Raw genomic sequence first — 17,186 nt, 5'->3', positions numbered from 1 at the left:
CGTCTTTTATTTATGATCATCCTATTATTCGAAAGAACTGTCAGGACGTTTAGCTGGACGGCTAGTGTTGCTACTGCTTGGACGTGGTTTGTTCGTACGTGCAGAAGAATCACGACTAGCTCCACCATCTTTGTTGTAGCTGCTTTTACCTGCGTATCCACCGCGACTTCCGCCACCACTGCTATCACGATCACGGCGATAATTACCACTACCGCTACCACCTGAACCTGATCCATTACGTGAACCACCGTAGCTACCTGATGGTTTACGACCGTTACGAATGTCTGGTTTACGACGTTTCGCACGCATTGGATCTTCTGGAGTCAAATGGATATCTGTATCCTTTTTCTCACCAGTCAATAATTTCATAGCTGCAGTTAACAATTGAACGGAATCATATTGTTCCAACAATTGAATTGCAATGCCTTTGTACTCGTTCAAATCACCATTCTCCAACGTTTCAAGCAATCTTTCAGCTGTAACGCGTTGTTTACCTTCAATAGCCTCAGCCATTGTTGGAAGTGGTTTACGTGTAATGCGGTGACGAGTAACACGCTCGATGAAGTGGAAATGATCCATTTCACGTGGTGTTACGAACGACCAAGCCGTTCCTTCTTTACCGGCACGACCCGTACGACCGATACGGTGTACATAACTTTCTGGATCTTGAGGTAGATCGAAGTTAATAACATGTGTTACACCCGAAACATCAAGTCCACGTGCTGCAACGTCTGTAGCAACAAGAACATCAATACTTCCATCACGGAACTTACGCATTACTGCGTCACGTTGATTCTGTGACAAATCACCATGTAGTCCGTCTGCTGAATATCCACGTTTCTGTAAAGCTTCAGACAATTCATCAACACGACGTTTAGTACGTCCAAATACGATAGCAAGTTCAGGAGATTCCATGTCAATTAGACGGCTAAGTGCTTCGAATTTTTGACGTTCTGGAACTTCAATGTACGCTTGATCGATAAGTGGAGCACTTACGTGCTTAGGAATAACAGATACGTGTTCAGGGTTATTCAAGAACTGCTGAGCAAGCTTCTGAATGTTAGCAGGCATCGTTGCAGAGAATAACATCGTTTGGCGTTCTGCTGGAACCAACTTCAGAATGGATTGGATATCATCCATGAAACCCATATCAAGCATTTCATCTGCTTCATCCAATACAACAGTTTGAACATCAGTCAATTTAATTGTTTTACGGTTAATATGATCAAGAAGACGTCCAGGTGTTCCAATGATAACCTGAGGTTTGTTCTTAAGGGAACGAATCTGACGGCTAATATCTTGACCACCGTAAATAGCTAATGAACGAATTCCTTTGAAGCGAGAAAGCTTACCGATTTCTTCTGCTACTTGAATTGCAAGCTCACGAGTTGGGGTCATGATCAACGCCATAATTCTTTCTTCTTCTTTAGGGATTTTGGAAATCAAAGGTAAACCAAATGCTGCTGTCTTTCCGGTACCTGTCTGTGCTTGACCGATCAGATCTCTTCCTGACATAGCGATAGGAATAGCTTGGTCTTGAATTGGCGTAGATTCTTCAAATCCAAGCTCCGTAATTGCTTGGAGGATCTTAGGCTCCAAGCCAAATTCTGCAAATGTTTTCAAATATATTCATGCTCCTTCTATATAGTGGACATTCCACTTTGTCGTTCAAGTAGACATTCCACATTCATCTCTGTATTCTTAAGTAGCGGCATACGTATAGGGTAGCCATACATGCCGTAAATATTGTATGAACGAATGGTTGAATGTTCATACCTTTTATCCGGATTTTTAACCTTTTAAATGACTATTCGGTTATTATTTAGCCGAAATAATGCAAAAATAATACTATTGTACAACCCTACTCAAGAACATCCAATACATTATATCACAAAACAAATTGTTATTACTACTAAGTTACTCTGTTTTTTAAAAATTTAGCATAAAGCTGACATTAAGAGGTGGTTTATTTTGTTAAAAGATGGTTGGAATGCATTTGTTGTTATTCTCGGCGCCGTAGCTATAGCATGCGGTTTTAATTTATTTCTTATTCCGCACCAATTATTAAGTGGTGGTGTTTCTGGAGTATCCTTACTAATCAGTTATTTCAGTGATTTCAGTCTAAGTACCTTGTACTTAGTGATCAATATCCCTATTCTTATTGCAGGTTGGTTTAAATTGGGCAAACGTTTCATTGGTCTCAGTATTCTTTCCGTTGCGGCAACCACATGGTTCCTAACCCTTATTCCAGTGAAGCTTATTGTAACGGATTATCTTCTCGCTAGTGTATTTGGAGGGGTTCTCGTTGGTTTAGGAAGCGGCGTGTCCTTCCGAGTAGGAGGATCTTCAGGAGGATTTGACATCATTGGCTCGCTTGTCACACGTTACAGGGATTTCCCAGTTGGAAATATTATCGTTGGAATGAATGGCATGGTCATTCTTGCGGCAGGATATTTAAATGACAATTGGAATGTTGCCTTAGCTTCTATGGCTTCCATTTACATCAGTGGTAAGGTATTGGATCTCATCCACATTAGTCACATCAAAGTAACAGTATATATTGTGACCAATCAGACCGAAGATCTACTTTCTAAATTACTTAAAATTCCACGTGGTGTTACCAAGATCAAGACGGAGGGTGCATTCTCTCATGAACCCCGAGATATGCTGATGACCGTTACAACTCAGTACGAGCTAGCAGAACTGAAACGAATTATCAAACAATCAGATCCGAATGCTTTTGTTAATATTGTAGAAACGGTAGGCATTATGGGATCATTCCGCAGGAGATGATTTTTACGGAATGCCATATGATGTCTTCACATAATGTGGTATATTAGAGATGCGCTATTTCCGTTCATATCCATGATTCTGATTCACCCCTTACAGCTAAGGTCGAAAGATTTTTCCTATTCGCTACTCAAGAAATTTGATGGTAAGAATTCAAAGGAGAAAGGGTGATTTTTGTGGAAATGGAATCGGTCAAACTGTCTCAGATTGTTAAGCGCTGGTATCCTGATATGTTACCTTTCTTAAAACAAAAAGAACTTAACTCCCTCATTATGTTACGAGACGGACTAAGTATTCTTGAACCCCATGATGCTATGGAGATTATTCAAATTAGTATTTGTGAACACCAGAATCTTGCACATCTTCATTAACAGAAGTTAGTTAGTTATTCATGCCGTCTCTTCCCCATTTTTGGCGGAATAGGCGGCATTTTATCTTTTATCTTTGTTTTATTTCTTGCATTTACGGTTAAAAACGACAATAGGTTGTTTTAGATTACTGAATGTTACAAAGATGTTGTTTTTAATTACTCACGATTTCTATATAATCATAAAAGTGAGAACGCATACGCCAAGGGAGAGATACATAATGAACATCATTTGGGCTTTAATGGTTTTATTAATGGGAAGTACGACGGGTCAGCAAGCAGAGAACCCGGGCTCATTAAGTACGTTGCAATCATCTATTCATTCCGTTGTAGCTGCAGCACAAGGTAAAGGGACCGAAACAACCTTAGGTACAATTGATCCATCTAAACCAACTGTCAAAGTTGACCCGCAGACGGATGCTCCTATTGTTAAGGGGATTTATGTCACAGCTTATAGTGCTGGTGGATCACGAATGACCGAGTTACTTGATCTGATTGATTCAACTGAACTCAATGCCATGGTTATTGACCTTAAAGATGATGCTGGATACATAACGTATAAGACCGAAAACCCAATCCTTCAAGAACTGGGTAAACCTCAACCTTTCATTGGTGATATTCAGAAACTTATGGTGCGGTTAGAGAAACATAAAGTATATCCTATTGCACGCATTGTCGTATTTAAGGACACGATCCTTGCTACGAAGAATCCAGAACTTTCATTTGTGAAAAAGGATGGAACACTATGGAAGAATGGAAACGGAGACGCGTTTGTCAATCCCTATAGCAAGGAAGTATGGGATTACAACATCGAACTAGCTAAAGAGGCAGCAAAGCTAGGATTCAAGGAGATCCAATTTGACTACGTTCGTTTTCCAGAAGGATTTGAGAAACGTGCCGACTCCATGACTTATGTTAAAAATGATGCATCTCGTGTCGATATCATCACTGAATTCGTAAAATATGCACGCCAAGAATTGGCTCCGCTCGGCATTCGTGTGTCGGTTGATATTTTTGGGTATGCTGCATCCGTTCCTGCTGCTGAAGGAATTGGACAAGATATGGTCAAAATTTCAGGAAATGTCGATGTCATTGCACCTATGGTATACCCAAGTCATTATTCCACAGGTTGGTTTGGTGCTACAAATCCAGATAAAGAACCTTATAAGACTATCAAAGGTTCGATGGTCGACACTCATAAGAAATTAGAGACGCTCGGAGAGCAGAAACCGATTATTCGACCTTGGATTCAAGATTTCACCGCTAGTTGGCTCGGAAGTGGACACTATAGCAAATATGGTAAACATGAAGTTGAAGAGCAAATTCGCGCAATGAAAGAAATGAATGTGAACGAATATCTTTTATGGAATGCTAATAATAGATATAGTAAGGGTGTAACTTACAAATAGTTTACATGTGCCGTAATCTTTGCCAAAAAGGCCCGGTTATTCTAACCTGGGCCTTTTGCATATGAATATATCTAACGTATTACAAGTTCATTAGCTTGGTAATCTAGAAAGGGATACGTATGAAACCAACCTTAACAATAAAAGAGAAATTCAAACAATTTCTAGTCATCCTAATACCTATTTTAATTACACAAATTACATTATCAGCTATCACTTTCTTTGACACGAATATGTCAGGTAAGTCTAGCTCCATTGATCTTGCTGGGGTTGCCATTGGTTCTAGTCTCTGGGTACCTATTCAAGTTGGACTTAGCGGAATTCTCATGGGACTAACCCCCATCGTGTCTCAACTAATAGGAAACCACCAATCGAATAGAGTTTCCTATCAAGTTATACAAGCCCTTTGGCTCTCTATTTTTCTCGGTATACTCGTATTACTCATCGGAGGATCCCTCATTTCACCCGTGCTGCATGCGATGAACTTAGAATCCGGTGTACGCGATATTGCTTTTCGATTCCTCATAGGTATCTCTATTGGAATTATCCCTTTGTTCGGGTACACAGTATTACGAAGCTTAATTGATGCACTAGGCGAGACCCGCATATCAATGACCATTACGCTTATTGCATTACCTATTAACGTCAGCCTTAATTATCTATTGATCTTCGGTAAATGGGGCTTTCCTCGTCTTGGTGGTGCAGGAGCAGGTATCGCTTCAGGTATTACGTATTGGTGTATATTTATCATTGCGATCTGGCTTGTTCATCGTAAACAATCATTTGCTTCCTTAGGCATATTTCACAAATTCCATAGAATATCTCTAAAAGCCTGGAGAGAATTATTAAAGATAGGTGTACCTATCGGATTCTCCATCTTTTTTGAAACAGCTGTCTTTGCTGCAGTAACCTTATTAATGAGTCAATTTAATACGGCTACGATTGCGGCACATCAGGCCGCACTGAATTTCGCGACGACGTTATACATGATTCCTTTAAGTATATGTATGAGTCTTACTATTTTGGTCGGATTTGAAAAAGGTGCGGGGCGAACTAAAGATGCCAAACAATATGCGTTTCTTGGAATCGGCAGCGCTGTTGTTCTATCCCTTGTAACCGCCGTTATACTTATCTTTGCTAGTAAACAGGTAGCCTTTCTCTATTCAGATGAAAGTCATATCATTGAACTCATTCAACATTTCTTAATCTATGCGATCTTCTTCCAAATATCAGATGCGATTGCGACACCCACACAGGGGGTATTACGTGGTTATAAAGATGTAACTCCTGCTTTCATTATTGCCTTTATCTCTTACTGGGTGATCGGTCTTCCTGTTGGCTATGTATTAGCTAATTATGCATCTCTTGGAGCAGACGGCTATTGGTTGGGCTTGATCACTGGATTGGCGATTGGAGCGACCCTTCTCCTTAGAAGGCTTATCTATATTCAGCGTCGTGATACAGTCACTGTATCTTGAGTACCATTGCTATACCTATACTTGAGACTACGATATCAAAATAATGCATACAAAAAATGGCAGACCAAGATAACATCTTGGTCTGCCATTTCCATTCCGTCTAACACTCTTAGTACAAATTATTGAGATAAACGTGCTGCTAGTTCATACAATTCGATATTGAAATCTTTTTTACTGTTAACAACCTTATCAATATCAGTAAGAACTAATTCATTTCTAATAATACCACAAGCTTTATCCGATTCGCCGGCAATAAGCATACGCACAGCGAAATCTCCTAAACGACTCGCAAGGTTTCTATCTGCAGGTGTTGGCGTACCTCCACGTTGAATGTGACCAAGTACTGTAACTCTCGGTTCCAATGTTGGGCAACGCTCTACTAGTTGTCTAGCTACATCCTCACCAGTACCTGCACCCTCAGCAACGATTACGATACTGTGGCGTTTACCATGCGCGAAATTCTGCTTCATACGCTCAGCAATTTCATCCATGTCGAAAGGTACCTCAGGAACAATGATCGTCTCTGCTCCTGATGCAAGACCCGCATGTAACGCGATATCTCCACAATGTCTACCCATAACTTCCACAATGGACGAACGCTCATGAGAAGACATCGTATCTCTTAGTTTATTAATTGCATCCACTACAATACTTACTGATGTATCAAAGCCGATTGTGAAATCTGTAAAAGAAATATCGTTATCAATGGTGCCTGGTAGAGCCATTGTGTTGATTCCAAGTTTACTCAACTTATTAGCACCATGATACGAACCATCACCACCGATAACTACGAGGCCGTCAATCCCACGGTTACGAAGAATATCTGCACCCTTTTGCTGACCTTCAGGTGTCATAAATTCTTTACATCGAGCGGACTGAAGAACCGTTCCCCCACGTTGAATGATATCCCCTACACTACGTAGATCCATCGAGAATATATCATCATTTAGTAGTCCTTGATAACCTCGTTGAACACCATACACCTCTAGACCATAATACAATCCACTACGCACAACTGAACGCACTGCTGCGTTCATCCCTTGAGAATCGCCACCACTTGTTAATACTGCTATTTTTTTTACTGACATGATTTCTCTCTCCTCCTTTTATCTTTATAAACGTTTACGAATCCAGCGACTATTCATGAAAAAGAATATCCGGGTAAGCGGACTCCCCTTCATCAATTGTCTTGAGGCAAAAATAACTTCCTGTTGCTCACTAACTTTAGGATCAGATAAGTAGAGGGCCAATAGTCCCTCAATAATCATCCGATGAAACGGAGAAGAAGGAATTGCTGTAACGTCCCTTCTTGCAGACTCTGCAATCATGGTGATCCGTTCTAGCAACATTTCTGTATCTTTATAATAATTACAGAAATTAAGATCTCCGCCCGATTGATCCTCTTCCTGGTCAATTAAATAATCCAACATAATATGTAGGCAGCATACATGTGGAAAATAAGATTTATGAATGGAAGCTGCTCCATCATCGGATAATCCGGTATCAGTTGCAGCAAGAAACAGCATAAAAACAGCTAACGTCGACCCTGTAGCAGCAGCGAATTCCTGCCACTCCAAATGAGGAGTGCGGTGTTTGTGTATCGACCACCAATTCAATAGTGCATCCTCTCGATCATCCGGGTGGATATGCTTGTACACTTGTAAATCCGTATATAGGCTTACCAAATCGATTATATATGGCATTACAACGGCATAGCTTGGAAGAATTCGTACACAGTTCTGGCAAGTCTCCACTAGGTCAGATAGGTAACCTCCATCATTTAATTCCTTGTGCAAAGCATAATAATCATGTTGCTTAGCATCAGGATTAACAGCATCTAACATGGACTGATGTAATAACCTGAAATCTTCTGCGTCCATGGATGTACTTCGGTCACATAAGTTATCAAGATAATCACTAATCGTCTGAAAAGACACAATGAGACGTATTAGTACGTTCCTATCGGGTAAGTCAATCGTTGCATACACTGCACCACCTTGGCAATGAAACTGTTTCGTATCAATGCTAGCTAGTGCCTGAGTCCGTAGTTCTGGATCCGGTATCTCGCTTGCCGTATGACGCCAAGCACTTAATTCCTTACGCACCTCTGGTAAAATATGCTTATATACCCGACTCATTAGACTTAATGGATTACGAGGAACTTGATTTAGGCGTTGCTCATTATCTTTCAATGACGGTGCCTCCACATTATTTATCTACTTAGTCCTATAAATCATCATTATTATAATATGTACCGTCATTTTGTACAAATAAACCAAATCACCATTTCACATTTTATTATTATAGATTCAGAATTTTGTCGAAATCCAGTAAATCACATCCATTTTTTCATGAATATGATATACTATCGCTACTTTATAACTACAACTTTAAGGAGTTTATTCCTATGTCGATTGACGAACCACTCTCTTGGAGGCGGTTGTTCACATTTTTTATACCCCTTGGGATATCAGCATCACTTGTAACCATATCACATGTCATCATTAATGGTACTCTCGCTCGAGCTGCAAATCCAGAAACCGTTATAGCGAGTTATGCCATCGCCAGCAGCCTTTTAACGATAACTGAACGTCCATCTACATTGTTAAGGCAGACTTGTTCAGCACTTGTAAGAGATCGTATATCCTTCCAAGCCGTGAACTATATAACCAAAGCATTCTTAGCCTTTGTTATGCTTATAGGATTCATTATCGTTTATAGCCCTGTTGGACATGGTATTTTTAAATATTTATTTGGAGTGGACCCTAGTCTCTTATCCTCTGTGATCGATGTGTATCAGATTCTTATGTTTGTTAGTGTCTTCTCTGTTATTCGTAATATTTATCAAGGTGTTATAATAACCCATAATCGCACAAAATGGCTAACGATCGGGATGGCTATTCGCCTTTCTGTTATGTATATTTTATCTTTATATTTTGTTCTTTCGGATAATATTTCTAGTGGACGTGTTGGAGCTATTATCTTCTTAGCAGGTATGATCATTGAAGCCGCTGTTAGCTATTGGGAAGGCCATCATATCGTACGCAAAATGCCAAAGAAGCAGGTAGATCATCCTATAGAGACCAAAGGTCACGTCTTCGATTTCTATAAACCTTTGCTGCTATCATCTTTCATTGCTATGTTTATTGGCCCTGTTATTAATATCATGCTTGGAAAAACAACAGGTATTATTTTGGCCATATCTGCATTTACCGTTGCTAGTAGTTTGATGCAATTAATGCTGAGTTTCTTCACTTATATTCATCAAATCGTACTCAATTTCCATTATAATAATCCTGCTCTGGTGAAGAAGTTCGCGCTTAGCATAGGATTTATTCCATTCTTCTTACTAGTAAGTACCGCTTATACCCCTCTTGGTCCTTGGGTGTTAGAACATTTGATGAATGTGACCGGTGATCTGCTCACTGAAAGTCTTCTTACCTTGCGTGCCTTTGTGTTATATCCACTGGTCATGCCGTGGCTTGACTATGGGAATGGGCTAATTCTCCTTCGAGGACAGACAAAGACGATGTTCCGTTCTCAGACAGCTAATGCTATATGTACAATTATTGTCTTATGTATTCTCGTATTTTTCTCTCCAGGATGGAATGGAATGGTCGGCGCAATATCGCAATCCTTAGGATTACTCGCAGAATTGTCCATCGTGTGGATCGTTATACGACGTTCTAGCAGAGAGCCTTCCCTAAATCACAAACGACACACGTTAAAGCATCATTAGAAGACACAACAATGCACTGACCTTTTCATTCTCAAGGGTCAGTGCATTTGTTGTAATCTTAAAAAAATCCTTATCCAATACGTTCAATCTCTGCTTCACTGATTTCGAAGTTCGTATAAACATCTTGTACATCATCGTTATCTTCAAAAGCATCCATCATACGTAGCAATTTCTCCGCATTCTCGCCTTCCACATCAATGGTGTTCTGTGGAATCCAACGTACTTCAGAGCTACTAAATTCAAGATTAGCCCCTTCCAAAACACCCTTGATCGCTTCAAACTCATGAGGATGAGTTAACACTTCAAAGCTCTCTTCATTGGTGATTACGTCTTCTGCTCCAGCATCAATCGCTTGCAACATAAGTGTATCTTCATCTAGATCTTCAAATTTCTCACGGTCAATAACAAGCATACCTTTTTGGTCAAACATGTATGATACACAACCCGACTCACCCATGTTTCCACCACGCTTATTAAAAATCGATCTTACATCAGCAGCCGTACGATTACGGTTGTCTGTTAGACATTTCACCATGATTGCTACACCGCCGGGGCCGTAACCTTCATAATAAATTTCGTCATACTCTACGTTGTCACCATTTCCCGTAGCTTTTTTGATAGCACGTTCAATGTTATCAACAGGCATATTAATCTGACGTGCATTATGGATAGCTGTCTTCAATCCGAAATTGGCTTCTGGATTAGGCCCACCCTTACGTGCTTGTACATAAATTTCACGGCCAAGCTTTACGAATTTATTATTCTTAGCCTGATCTGCTTTCCCTTTGCGATCTTTAAATAATTTAAACTTCATAACGGTAGCGCTCCCTATAAAATTGTATGTTTCATCCCTTACAGTGTATCATTCTGTTGTAGAATCGGTCAAAGTAGGATTGATACCTTTCCCACTAAAAGCAACAAAAAAGCACAATTCTCAATGAAGAAAATTGTGCAAACTACCGATATTATATCATTCGAAACATCAGATTTGATTGTTATAATTTGATCACGTTAGCTGCTTGAGGTCCTCGATTGCCTTCAGTGACTTCGAATTCAACCGATTGACCCTCATCTAGCGTCTTGAAACCCTCACCTTGAATGGCAGAAAAGTGAACAAATACATCCTCGCCACCTTCCACCTGAATAAAACCATACCCTTTTTCCGCATTAAACCATTTAACTGTTCCCTTCAAATGAACAACCTCCTAAAAATACCGCCAATGAAAGCGATTGTGAAAATGATACCTCATGATTTTTATCATTGTTTTCGCAACCAATATTATGATATCTCCGTTTTTATTTGCTTTTATAAGTAGGTCTGCGTTATCATTTTATCAAAAGAGCAAACGGAGATATGTGCATATGATAAAAAAACATGAAATATACAAAAAAGACAACTGGAATATGATGACCATCGAAGTTCAAGGAAAGTATATTGTCCTTCGCGAGATCTCAGATCAATGGGGAGAAGAAACGCAAACGTTTCTTAGTCGGCCTGCGCTAATGCATTGGGCTAACAATCGTTTTCCTAAAGAAGAGTATAAGGATAAAGAAGATGAGTGGCGCGAGATCATGGCTGCTTTTAAAGGAGTATAGTTATCAATGGATTCAAGTGATACTCTCATCTTTATCATTGTAGCTTTTGCTTTAGGTGCTGTCCTAGTCATGGGCAAGAACTCCGTCCCGCCTTCATTAAGGCGTTGGATGGCTCTTACTGCCATCGTCATGATCCTCATTGCCTTTATCTTAATAATATTCAGTTTTCTAAACATGGGTTCCTAAATTGATGAGAAAATATTAATAAACATGGGTAGGACTGGATATACTATGGGCTGATCGCATATGTAAAGGAGGTACAACTTTGGCTATTTCAACCAAGTCTGTATCGCTCATCATGGCCCTTAGTATTTTGTCCAGTCCCTTTTCTTCATCAATTGAAGCTTTACAAGGAGCCCAACCTTTAAACACACACTTAAGGAGGATTCCCATGGACCAATTATTGAAACGCTCAGAAGTATCTAAGGATAATCAATGGAAATTAGATGATTTATTTAAAGACCAAGCAGCTTGGGACCAAATTTACAATGAAGTGAAGAAGAAAATTACCAAAGCATCTGACTATCAAGGTAAGCTAGAGTCAGTTCAATCCGTAAAAGAATGCTTTGCCTTAGACGACGATATTTCCTACCACGTGGAACGTCTTTATGTATATGCCCATATGCATCTTGATGAGGATACAACTAACCCTACATACCAAGCACTAACTGAAAAGGCAAAAAAATTAAGCGTTAATGCAAGCGAAGCATTATCTTTCGTAACACCAGAACTTCTGGCACTTCCAGATGCTACACTTGATGCATTCATTGCTGATCCAGCTTTAAGCGAATATAAATTCACACTTCAAGAAATGAAACGTGAAAAAGCTCATGTACTAACAAAGACTGAAGAAGCCCTTCTTGCACAAGTTGGAAATTTATCTCAAGCACCAAAGGATATCTTCGGCATGCTTAACAATGCGGACATGAAATTCCCTAAGATTAAAGATGAGAACGGCAAAGAAGTTGAGCTTACACACGGTAGCTATATTCAGTATCTTGAAAGCCCTAACCGTGAAGTTCGTAGTCGTGCATTCAAGGCGGTATATGAAACTTATGGTAAACAAAAGAATACAATCGCTGCAACATTAAGCGCTAACGTCAATAAGAATATTTTCTACTCCCGTGTTCGTAAGTACCCTTCTGTGCTTGAAATGTCTCTATATGGGGATAACATTCCGAAGGAAGTCTATACGAATCTAGTCGATACGATCCATGAAAGCTTACCTTTACTACATCGCTATATGAAACTTCGTAAGAAACTACTTGGCGTCGATGAATTACATATGTATGATCTGTTTGCTCCACTTGTGGATGAGTACAAAATGGACATTACCTATGAAGAAGCTAAGAAGACAGTTAAAGAAGGTCTGAAACCACTTGGAGAAGATTATTTAACTGCATTACAAGATGGCTATGATAACGGATGGATTGACGTCTATGAGAATGAGGGTAAACGAACTGGCGCTTACAGTTGGGGAGCTTATGGTACTCATCCTTACGTCCTACTGAACCACAAAGAAAATTTAAATAGTATGTTCACGTTAGCCCATGAGATGGGTCATGCATTACACTCATATTATTCAGATAATACGTTGAATTACCGTGATGCCCAATACACTATTTTCTTAGCTGAAGTGGCCTCTACGACGAATGAAGCTCTATTGATGGATTACTTATTAAAGAAATCGACAGATCCTAAAGAAAAAATGTATCTGTTAACTTACTATGCGGACCAGTTCCGTACAACCGTATTTAGACAAACGATGTTTGCTGAATTCGAGAAGATCATACATGAGCATGCTGAGCAAGGTGAATCTCTTACTCCTCAAGCCTTAACCGACATTTACTATGACCTGAACGTTAAATATCATGGTCCAGACATGGCTGTAGATAAAGAGATTGGTATGGAATGGGCGCGTATTCCTCACTTCTATAACAGCTTCTATGTATATAAATATGCAACAGGATTCTCTGCAGCGACTAGCTTCTCCAAACAGATCTTGGAGGAAGGGCAACCCGCGGTTGATCGTTACCTTGGATTCCTTAAGAGTGGTGGCAGTGACTACTCCATAAACATTCTTGAGAAGGCAGGTGTGGATATGTCCTCACCTCAACCAATCCGAGAAGCCATGAGTGTATTCGGAGAATTAATTACGCAAATGGAGCAATTAACGAAGTAATATAATCTATTGTTATAAAATCCCTTGTCCATTAGGTCAAGGGATTTTATACTGTCATTGAAGGGCTACGCTACAAAAAACTTTAGTCTACGCTTCCGAGGTTATGCTTCCGAGGTTATGCTTTCGATGCAATTTTTTTACGATGATTAACTGTGAGTGATGCTACAAAAAAATTTTAGGAGGTGTTATGATGAAAATGCAATGGTCATTGATTGCTGGACTTGTGTTTGCGCTATTAACAGCTTTGTTCGCAGTCATTAATGTTAATCCTGTTGAAGTTAATTTCTATTTCAACGTGGTAAATATCCCTTTAATTCTGCTCATTCTGGGATGTACGCTCATAGGCGGTATCATCGTTGGTTCATATGGGATCTTCAGGCAGTATAAGTTGCAAAGAGAAATCAAACGTTTATCTAATGAGTTAAATCATGTTATCACAGAAACGGGATATTCCAACGAATCATCCACTACATCACCCAATAACGAAAATCATAAGGAGGCTGAACCCCTTGTCAATCCAACCCAATGAGAAATATATTCTGAGTTTCCTTCAGAAGTTACTAAACACGCCTAGTCCGAGCGGTTATACCGCTCAAGTCATGAAATGGATCGAAGAAGAAGCTACGGCCCTTGAGGTGCCCCTCACATGGAATCATAAAGGTGGAGCTATATTAACCATCCCAGGACATGATGACAGCCGTGCGATAGGTCTGAGTGCCCATGTGGACACCTTAGGCGCAATGGTTCGTGCAATTAAGTCTGAAGGGACGCTTCGACTTACATTAGTCGGTGGCTTCATGCTTCAAGCTATCGAGAACGAATACTGCACCATACATACACGTAGTGGTAAGACTTATACCGGAACGATATTAAGTATCCATCCTTCTGTTCATGTTTATAGCGATGCCCGCGATTTCAAACGCCAAGAAGAACATATGGAAGTTCGTATTGACGAACTTGTAGAATCCAAAGAAGATGTGAAGAAATTAGGAATTGCTGTAGGTGACTTCATATCGTTTGATCCAAGAGCTATCATCACAGACAGTGGATATATTAAATCTCGTCATCTTGATGATAAAGCTAGTGTTGCTGCTCTATTCGGATTACTTGAATCCATGAAACGTGAGAATTGGAAACCACGCCATACGGTTAAGATTCTTATCTCTAATTATGAAGAAGTTGGACACGGTGCTGCCTTTATTCCTGAAGATATCCAGGAAATGATTGCAGTAGATATGGGATGTATCGGTGATGATCTAAGTTGTAAAGAAACCGATGTATCGATCTGTGCTAAGGACTCTTCCGGACCTTACGATTATGATATGACAAGCCGTCTAATAGAACTAGCTGAATCTGAGAACATTCCATATGCTATCGATGTGTATCCACACTATGGATCAGATGCCTCTGCAGCACTAAGAGCCGGAGCTAACATTCGTGCTGCTCTAATCGGTCCAGGCGTACATGCTTCTCATGCTATGGAACGTACACATAAGCAAGCAGTTATCAATACCATGAAATTACTTGCAGCTTACTTGAAATAATCAGATACAATTCCATACATTATAAAAAGGCACAGTGCTCTTGAGCACTGCGCCTTTTTTTGATACAAATCATTAATAAGTGGTCAGTCCCTTACATCTTCTCTGCTAATTCATTTAAATAGGTCCAACGCTCCATCAGAAGTTCAAGCTCTTGTTGTGCTTTCTGTTGCTTCAACATAAGTTCCTGAAGAAGGGCAGAATCACTATACGCTTCCTCCATCTTACGATTGATATCCACGATATTCTGTTCAGCCGTCTGAATAAGACTATCAATCTGTTCATATTCACGTTGTTCTTTGAAACTGAACTTAATTTTCTCCGTTGACAATACGGATCCCGTTGGTTTTAGAGGTTCAGGTTTGAGCTCAGGCTCAGGTTTGGATTTAATTACGGGTTCGGAAGGTTGATTAACGCTTTGTGGAACCGATCCTTTGGACACGTTCTTAGCCAACCATTCCTCATATTCGCTATAAGACCCTACATGAACTCTGAGATTCCCATCTCCTTCAAAAGCAACAATCTTATCTACCGTACGATCTAAGAAATATCGATCATGGGATACGGAGAATACGACGCCAGGAAACTCATCCAAATATTGCTCCAAGACTGCTAGCGTCTGGATATCCAGATCATTGGTCGGCTCATCCAGTAAAAGAACATTCGGAGCTCCCATGAGAACTCTTAGCAAATATAGACGTCTCTTCTCTCCACCGGATAATTTCGCGATCGGTGTCCATTGAAGTGTTGGTGGAAACAGAAACCGTTCCAACATTTGTCCCGCAGTAATGGTACTTCCATCAGATGTGCGGATAATTTCCGCCTCTTCTTTGATATATTCAATTACTCTTTGCTTCTCATTCATCTCTTGATGTTCTTGCGTAAAGTAACCAATCTTCACCGTAGTACCAAGACTTAGTTCCCCGCCATCGGGCTGAAGTCTACCCGCGATAAGATTCAGTAAGGTTGACTTCCCGCTTCCGTTGGGTCCAACAATCCCTACTCGGTCCTCTGGCACTGCAATATAAGTAAGATCTTTTATTAGGGTCATGCCATTACTCGTCTTACTCAAATGGTCAATTTCTAATATTTTGCGACCAAGACGACTAGAAGCTACCGACATGTCCATGGCTCCAGCACGCTGTACGCCTTGTTGATCTTTCAATTCTTCATATCGATCAATCCGTGCCTTCTGTTTGGTAGTTCTCGCTTTGGCTCCCCGACGCATCCAGGCAAGCTCCGTACGAAGCAAATTCTGTCTCTTATGTTCTGTTGAAGCCTCTCTCTCTTCGCGATCCGCTTTCAGTTCCAAGAATGCTGAGTAATTGGCTTGATATCGAAATAGTCGCCCATAATCTAACTCCAACATAACGTTAGCCACCCGGTCGAGGAAATAACGATCATGGGTAATCATGAGCAAAGCACCGCGTCGCTTCTGTAAATATTGCTCTAACCATGCCACCGAATCTGTATCGATATGGTTCGTAGGTTCATCTAGAATTAGCAACTCGCAAGGTTGAATCAATGCACTAGCTAAAGCTACACGCTTCCGTTGTCCACCAGACAACGTACCCATCAAAGCATCAAACTGTGTAATACCGAGTTTATTCAGAATGGTCTTCGCTTCGCTTTCAAGTTGCCAAGCCTGAAGAGTATCCATCTCTTGATTAAGATCTAGAAGTCTCTCCAACACTGTTTCATTGGTAGGATCAAGTTCTAATAAGTCCATCGTTTCGGTATAATCACGTACGACCTTCATTTGTGGATCATTACCTTGAAACACTTGCTGTAGAACGTTCATCTCTGGATCGAAGTCAGGATTCTGAGCTAGCGTTCTGATTCTAACCGCATTCCCAATAGAAATCTGACCTTCATCTGCCTTCTCTAATCCCGCAATAATGCGTAAGAAGGTTGACTTCCCCGTCCCGTTCACACCTACAATTCCTATCTTATCTTGGTCTTCCATACCAAATGAAGCATCTTGGAATAGCACTTTTTCTCCGTAACTTTTACTTATATGTTCAACAGTCAATATATTCATCTTTAATTTTCCCTACTAACTTTTCTTATTTGATCGTTCTTGGCGT

General features: G+C 40.2%; 16 protein-coding genes. 10 read left to right on the top strand and 6 right to left on the bottom strand.

Annotated features, from left to right (window positions below; genetic code table 11):
• Positions 1 to 24 precede the first annotated feature (24 nt).
• Entirely contained in the window at positions 25 to 1,623 is a 1,599-nt protein-coding gene (cshA, locus tag AC1D7X_RS12235) for a degradosome RNA helicase CshA (protein ID WP_495455517.1), read from the bottom strand.
• 348 nt (positions 1,624 to 1,971) lie between these two features.
• Here cshA and AC1D7X_RS12230 point away from each other — a divergent pair, with 348 nt between their 5' ends.
• From AC1D7X_RS12230 to AC1D7X_RS12215, 4 genes are all read left to right on the top strand, one after another.
• Positions 1,972 to 2,793, top strand: coding sequence for a YitT family protein (locus AC1D7X_RS12230; protein ID WP_495455516.1), 822 nt, complete (start codon positions 1,972 to 1,974; stop codon positions 2,791 to 2,793).
• A 179-nt stretch (positions 2,794 to 2,972) separates the two neighbouring features.
• On the top strand, positions 2,973 to 3,161 hold the full coding sequence (locus tag AC1D7X_RS12225) for a hypothetical protein (RefSeq protein ID WP_495455515.1): 189 nt from the start codon (positions 2,973 to 2,975) through the stop codon (positions 3,159 to 3,161).
• A gap of 217 nt (positions 3,162 to 3,378) precedes the next feature.
• Complete coding sequence (locus AC1D7X_RS12220; protein ID WP_495455514.1) at positions 3,379 to 4,566, top strand: putative glycoside hydrolase; 1,188 nt, start codon at positions 3,379 to 3,381, stop codon at positions 4,564 to 4,566.
• A 119-nt stretch (positions 4,567 to 4,685) separates the two neighbouring features.
• Positions 4,686 to 6,041, top strand: a complete 1,356-nt coding sequence (locus AC1D7X_RS12215; protein ID WP_495475302.1) for an MATE family efflux transporter — start codon at positions 4,686 to 4,688, stop codon at positions 6,039 to 6,041.
• A 119-nt stretch (positions 6,042 to 6,160) separates the two neighbouring features.
• Here the strand turns inward: AC1D7X_RS12215 and pfkA are convergent, their stop codons facing one another.
• Together pfkA and AC1D7X_RS12205 are read right to left on the bottom strand one after the other, a co-directional pair.
• Positions 6,161 to 7,132 carry a 6-phosphofructokinase gene (pfkA, locus tag AC1D7X_RS12210; RefSeq protein ID WP_495455684.1) on the bottom strand — a complete coding sequence of 324 codons (972 nt, stop codon included), beginning with the start codon at positions 7,130 to 7,132 and terminating at the stop codon, positions 6,161 to 6,163.
• 21 nt (positions 7,133 to 7,153) lie between these two features.
• Positions 7,154 to 8,179 carry a tetraprenyl-beta-curcumene synthase family protein gene (locus tag AC1D7X_RS12205; protein WP_495455683.1) on the bottom strand — a complete coding sequence of 342 codons (1,026 nt, stop codon included), beginning with the start codon at positions 8,177 to 8,179 and terminating at the stop codon, positions 7,154 to 7,156.
• A 269-nt stretch (positions 8,180 to 8,448) separates the two neighbouring features.
• Here AC1D7X_RS12205 and AC1D7X_RS12200 point away from each other — a divergent pair, with 269 nt between their 5' ends.
• The gene (locus tag AC1D7X_RS12200) at positions 8,449 to 9,780 is read left to right on the top strand and encodes a multi antimicrobial extrusion protein MatE (RefSeq protein WP_495475301.1); all 1,332 of its coding nucleotides are present in this window, start codon (positions 8,449 to 8,451) and stop codon (positions 9,778 to 9,780) included.
• Between the two features lie 70 nt (positions 9,781 to 9,850).
• Here the strand turns inward: AC1D7X_RS12200 and AC1D7X_RS12195 are convergent, their stop codons facing one another.
• Complete coding sequence (locus AC1D7X_RS12195) at positions 9,851 to 10,594, bottom strand: YebC/PmpR family DNA-binding transcriptional regulator (protein WP_495455511.1); 744 nt, start codon at positions 10,592 to 10,594, stop codon at positions 9,851 to 9,853.
• 181 nt (positions 10,595 to 10,775) lie between these two features.
• Positions 10,776 to 10,973: a cold-shock protein gene (locus AC1D7X_RS12190; RefSeq protein ID WP_495455510.1), complete on the bottom strand. Its 198-nt coding sequence runs from the start codon at positions 10,971 to 10,973 to the stop codon at positions 10,776 to 10,778.
• Positions 10,974 to 11,142: 169 nt separating this feature from the next.
• Between AC1D7X_RS12190 and AC1D7X_RS12185 the strand changes: the two genes are divergently transcribed.
• The 5 genes from AC1D7X_RS12185 to AC1D7X_RS12165 all read left to right on the top strand — a co-directional run bounded on the left by AC1D7X_RS12185 (position 11,143) and on the right by AC1D7X_RS12165 (position 15,102).
• On the top strand, positions 11,143 to 11,376 hold the full coding sequence (locus AC1D7X_RS12185) for a hypothetical protein (protein WP_495455509.1): 234 nt from the start codon (positions 11,143 to 11,145) through the stop codon (positions 11,374 to 11,376).
• Positions 11,377 to 11,382: 6 nt separating this feature from the next.
• Complete coding sequence (locus AC1D7X_RS12180) at positions 11,383 to 11,562, top strand: hypothetical protein (protein WP_495455508.1); 180 nt, start codon at positions 11,383 to 11,385, stop codon at positions 11,560 to 11,562.
• A gap of 205 nt (positions 11,563 to 11,767) precedes the next feature.
• On the top strand, positions 11,768 to 13,558 hold the full coding sequence (pepF, locus tag AC1D7X_RS12175) for an oligoendopeptidase F (protein WP_495455507.1): 1,791 nt from the start codon (positions 11,768 to 11,770) through the stop codon (positions 13,556 to 13,558).
• A 190-nt stretch (positions 13,559 to 13,748) separates the two neighbouring features.
• Positions 13,749 to 14,087, top strand: a complete 339-nt coding sequence (locus AC1D7X_RS12170) for a LapA family protein (RefSeq protein ID WP_495475345.1) — start codon at positions 13,749 to 13,751, stop codon at positions 14,085 to 14,087.
• Entirely contained in the window at positions 14,068 to 15,102 is a 1,035-nt protein-coding gene (locus tag AC1D7X_RS12165) for a M42 family metallopeptidase (protein ID WP_495475300.1), read from the top strand. The genes AC1D7X_RS12170 and AC1D7X_RS12165 overlap by 20 nt, the downstream gene beginning before the upstream one ends.
• Before the next feature lie 91 nt (positions 15,103 to 15,193).
• Here AC1D7X_RS12165 and AC1D7X_RS12160 read toward each other — a convergent pair whose 3' ends face one another.
• Entirely contained in the window at positions 15,194 to 17,140 is a 1,947-nt protein-coding gene (locus tag AC1D7X_RS12160; RefSeq protein ID WP_495475299.1) for an ABC-F family ATP-binding cassette domain-containing protein, read from the bottom strand.
• Positions 17,141 to 17,186: the final 46 nt, after the last annotated feature.

The sequence above is a fragment of the Paenibacillus sp. Y568 genome (genome assembly GCF_059445545.1).
The sequence above is the reverse complement of the archived record's forward strand: the minus strand, read 5'-3'. Positions and strand labels throughout refer to the sequence as shown.

Excerpts from the sequence above, each read along its gene's own strand:
- AC1D7X_RS12225 (WP_495455515.1), top strand. The coding sequence starts at position 2,973 with ATGGAATCGGTCAAACTGTCTCAGATTGTTAAGCGCTGGTATCCTGAT.
- AC1D7X_RS12220 (WP_495455514.1), top strand. The coding sequence starts at position 3,379 with ATGAACATCATTTGGGCTTTAATGGTTTTATTAATGGGAAGTACGACG.
- AC1D7X_RS12215 (WP_495475302.1), top strand. The coding sequence starts at position 4,686 with ATGAAACCAACCTTAACAATAAAAGAGAAATTCAAACAATTTCTAGTC.
- AC1D7X_RS12205 (WP_495455683.1), bottom strand. The coding sequence starts at position 8,179 with ATGAGTCGGGTATATAAGCATATTTTACCAGAGGTGCGTAAGGAATTA.
- AC1D7X_RS12200 (WP_495475301.1), top strand. The coding sequence starts at position 8,449 with ATGTCGATTGACGAACCACTCTCTTGGAGGCGGTTGTTCACATTTTTT.
- AC1D7X_RS12195 (WP_495455511.1), bottom strand. The coding sequence starts at position 10,594 with ATGAAGTTTAAATTATTTAAAGATCGCAAAGGGAAAGCAGATCAGGCT.
- AC1D7X_RS12185 (WP_495455509.1), top strand. The coding sequence starts at position 11,143 with ATGATAAAAAAACATGAAATATACAAAAAAGACAACTGGAATATGATG.
- AC1D7X_RS12180 (WP_495455508.1), top strand. The coding sequence starts at position 11,383 with ATGGATTCAAGTGATACTCTCATCTTTATCATTGTAGCTTTTGCTTTA.
- pepF (WP_495455507.1), top strand. The coding sequence starts at position 11,768 with ATGGACCAATTATTGAAACGCTCAGAAGTATCTAAGGATAATCAATGG.
- AC1D7X_RS12170 (WP_495475345.1), top strand. The coding sequence starts at position 13,749 with ATGAAAATGCAATGGTCATTGATTGCTGGACTTGTGTTTGCGCTATTA.
- AC1D7X_RS12160 (WP_495475299.1), bottom strand. The coding sequence starts at position 17,140 with ATGAATATATTGACTGTTGAACATATAAGTAAAAGTTACGGAGAAAAA.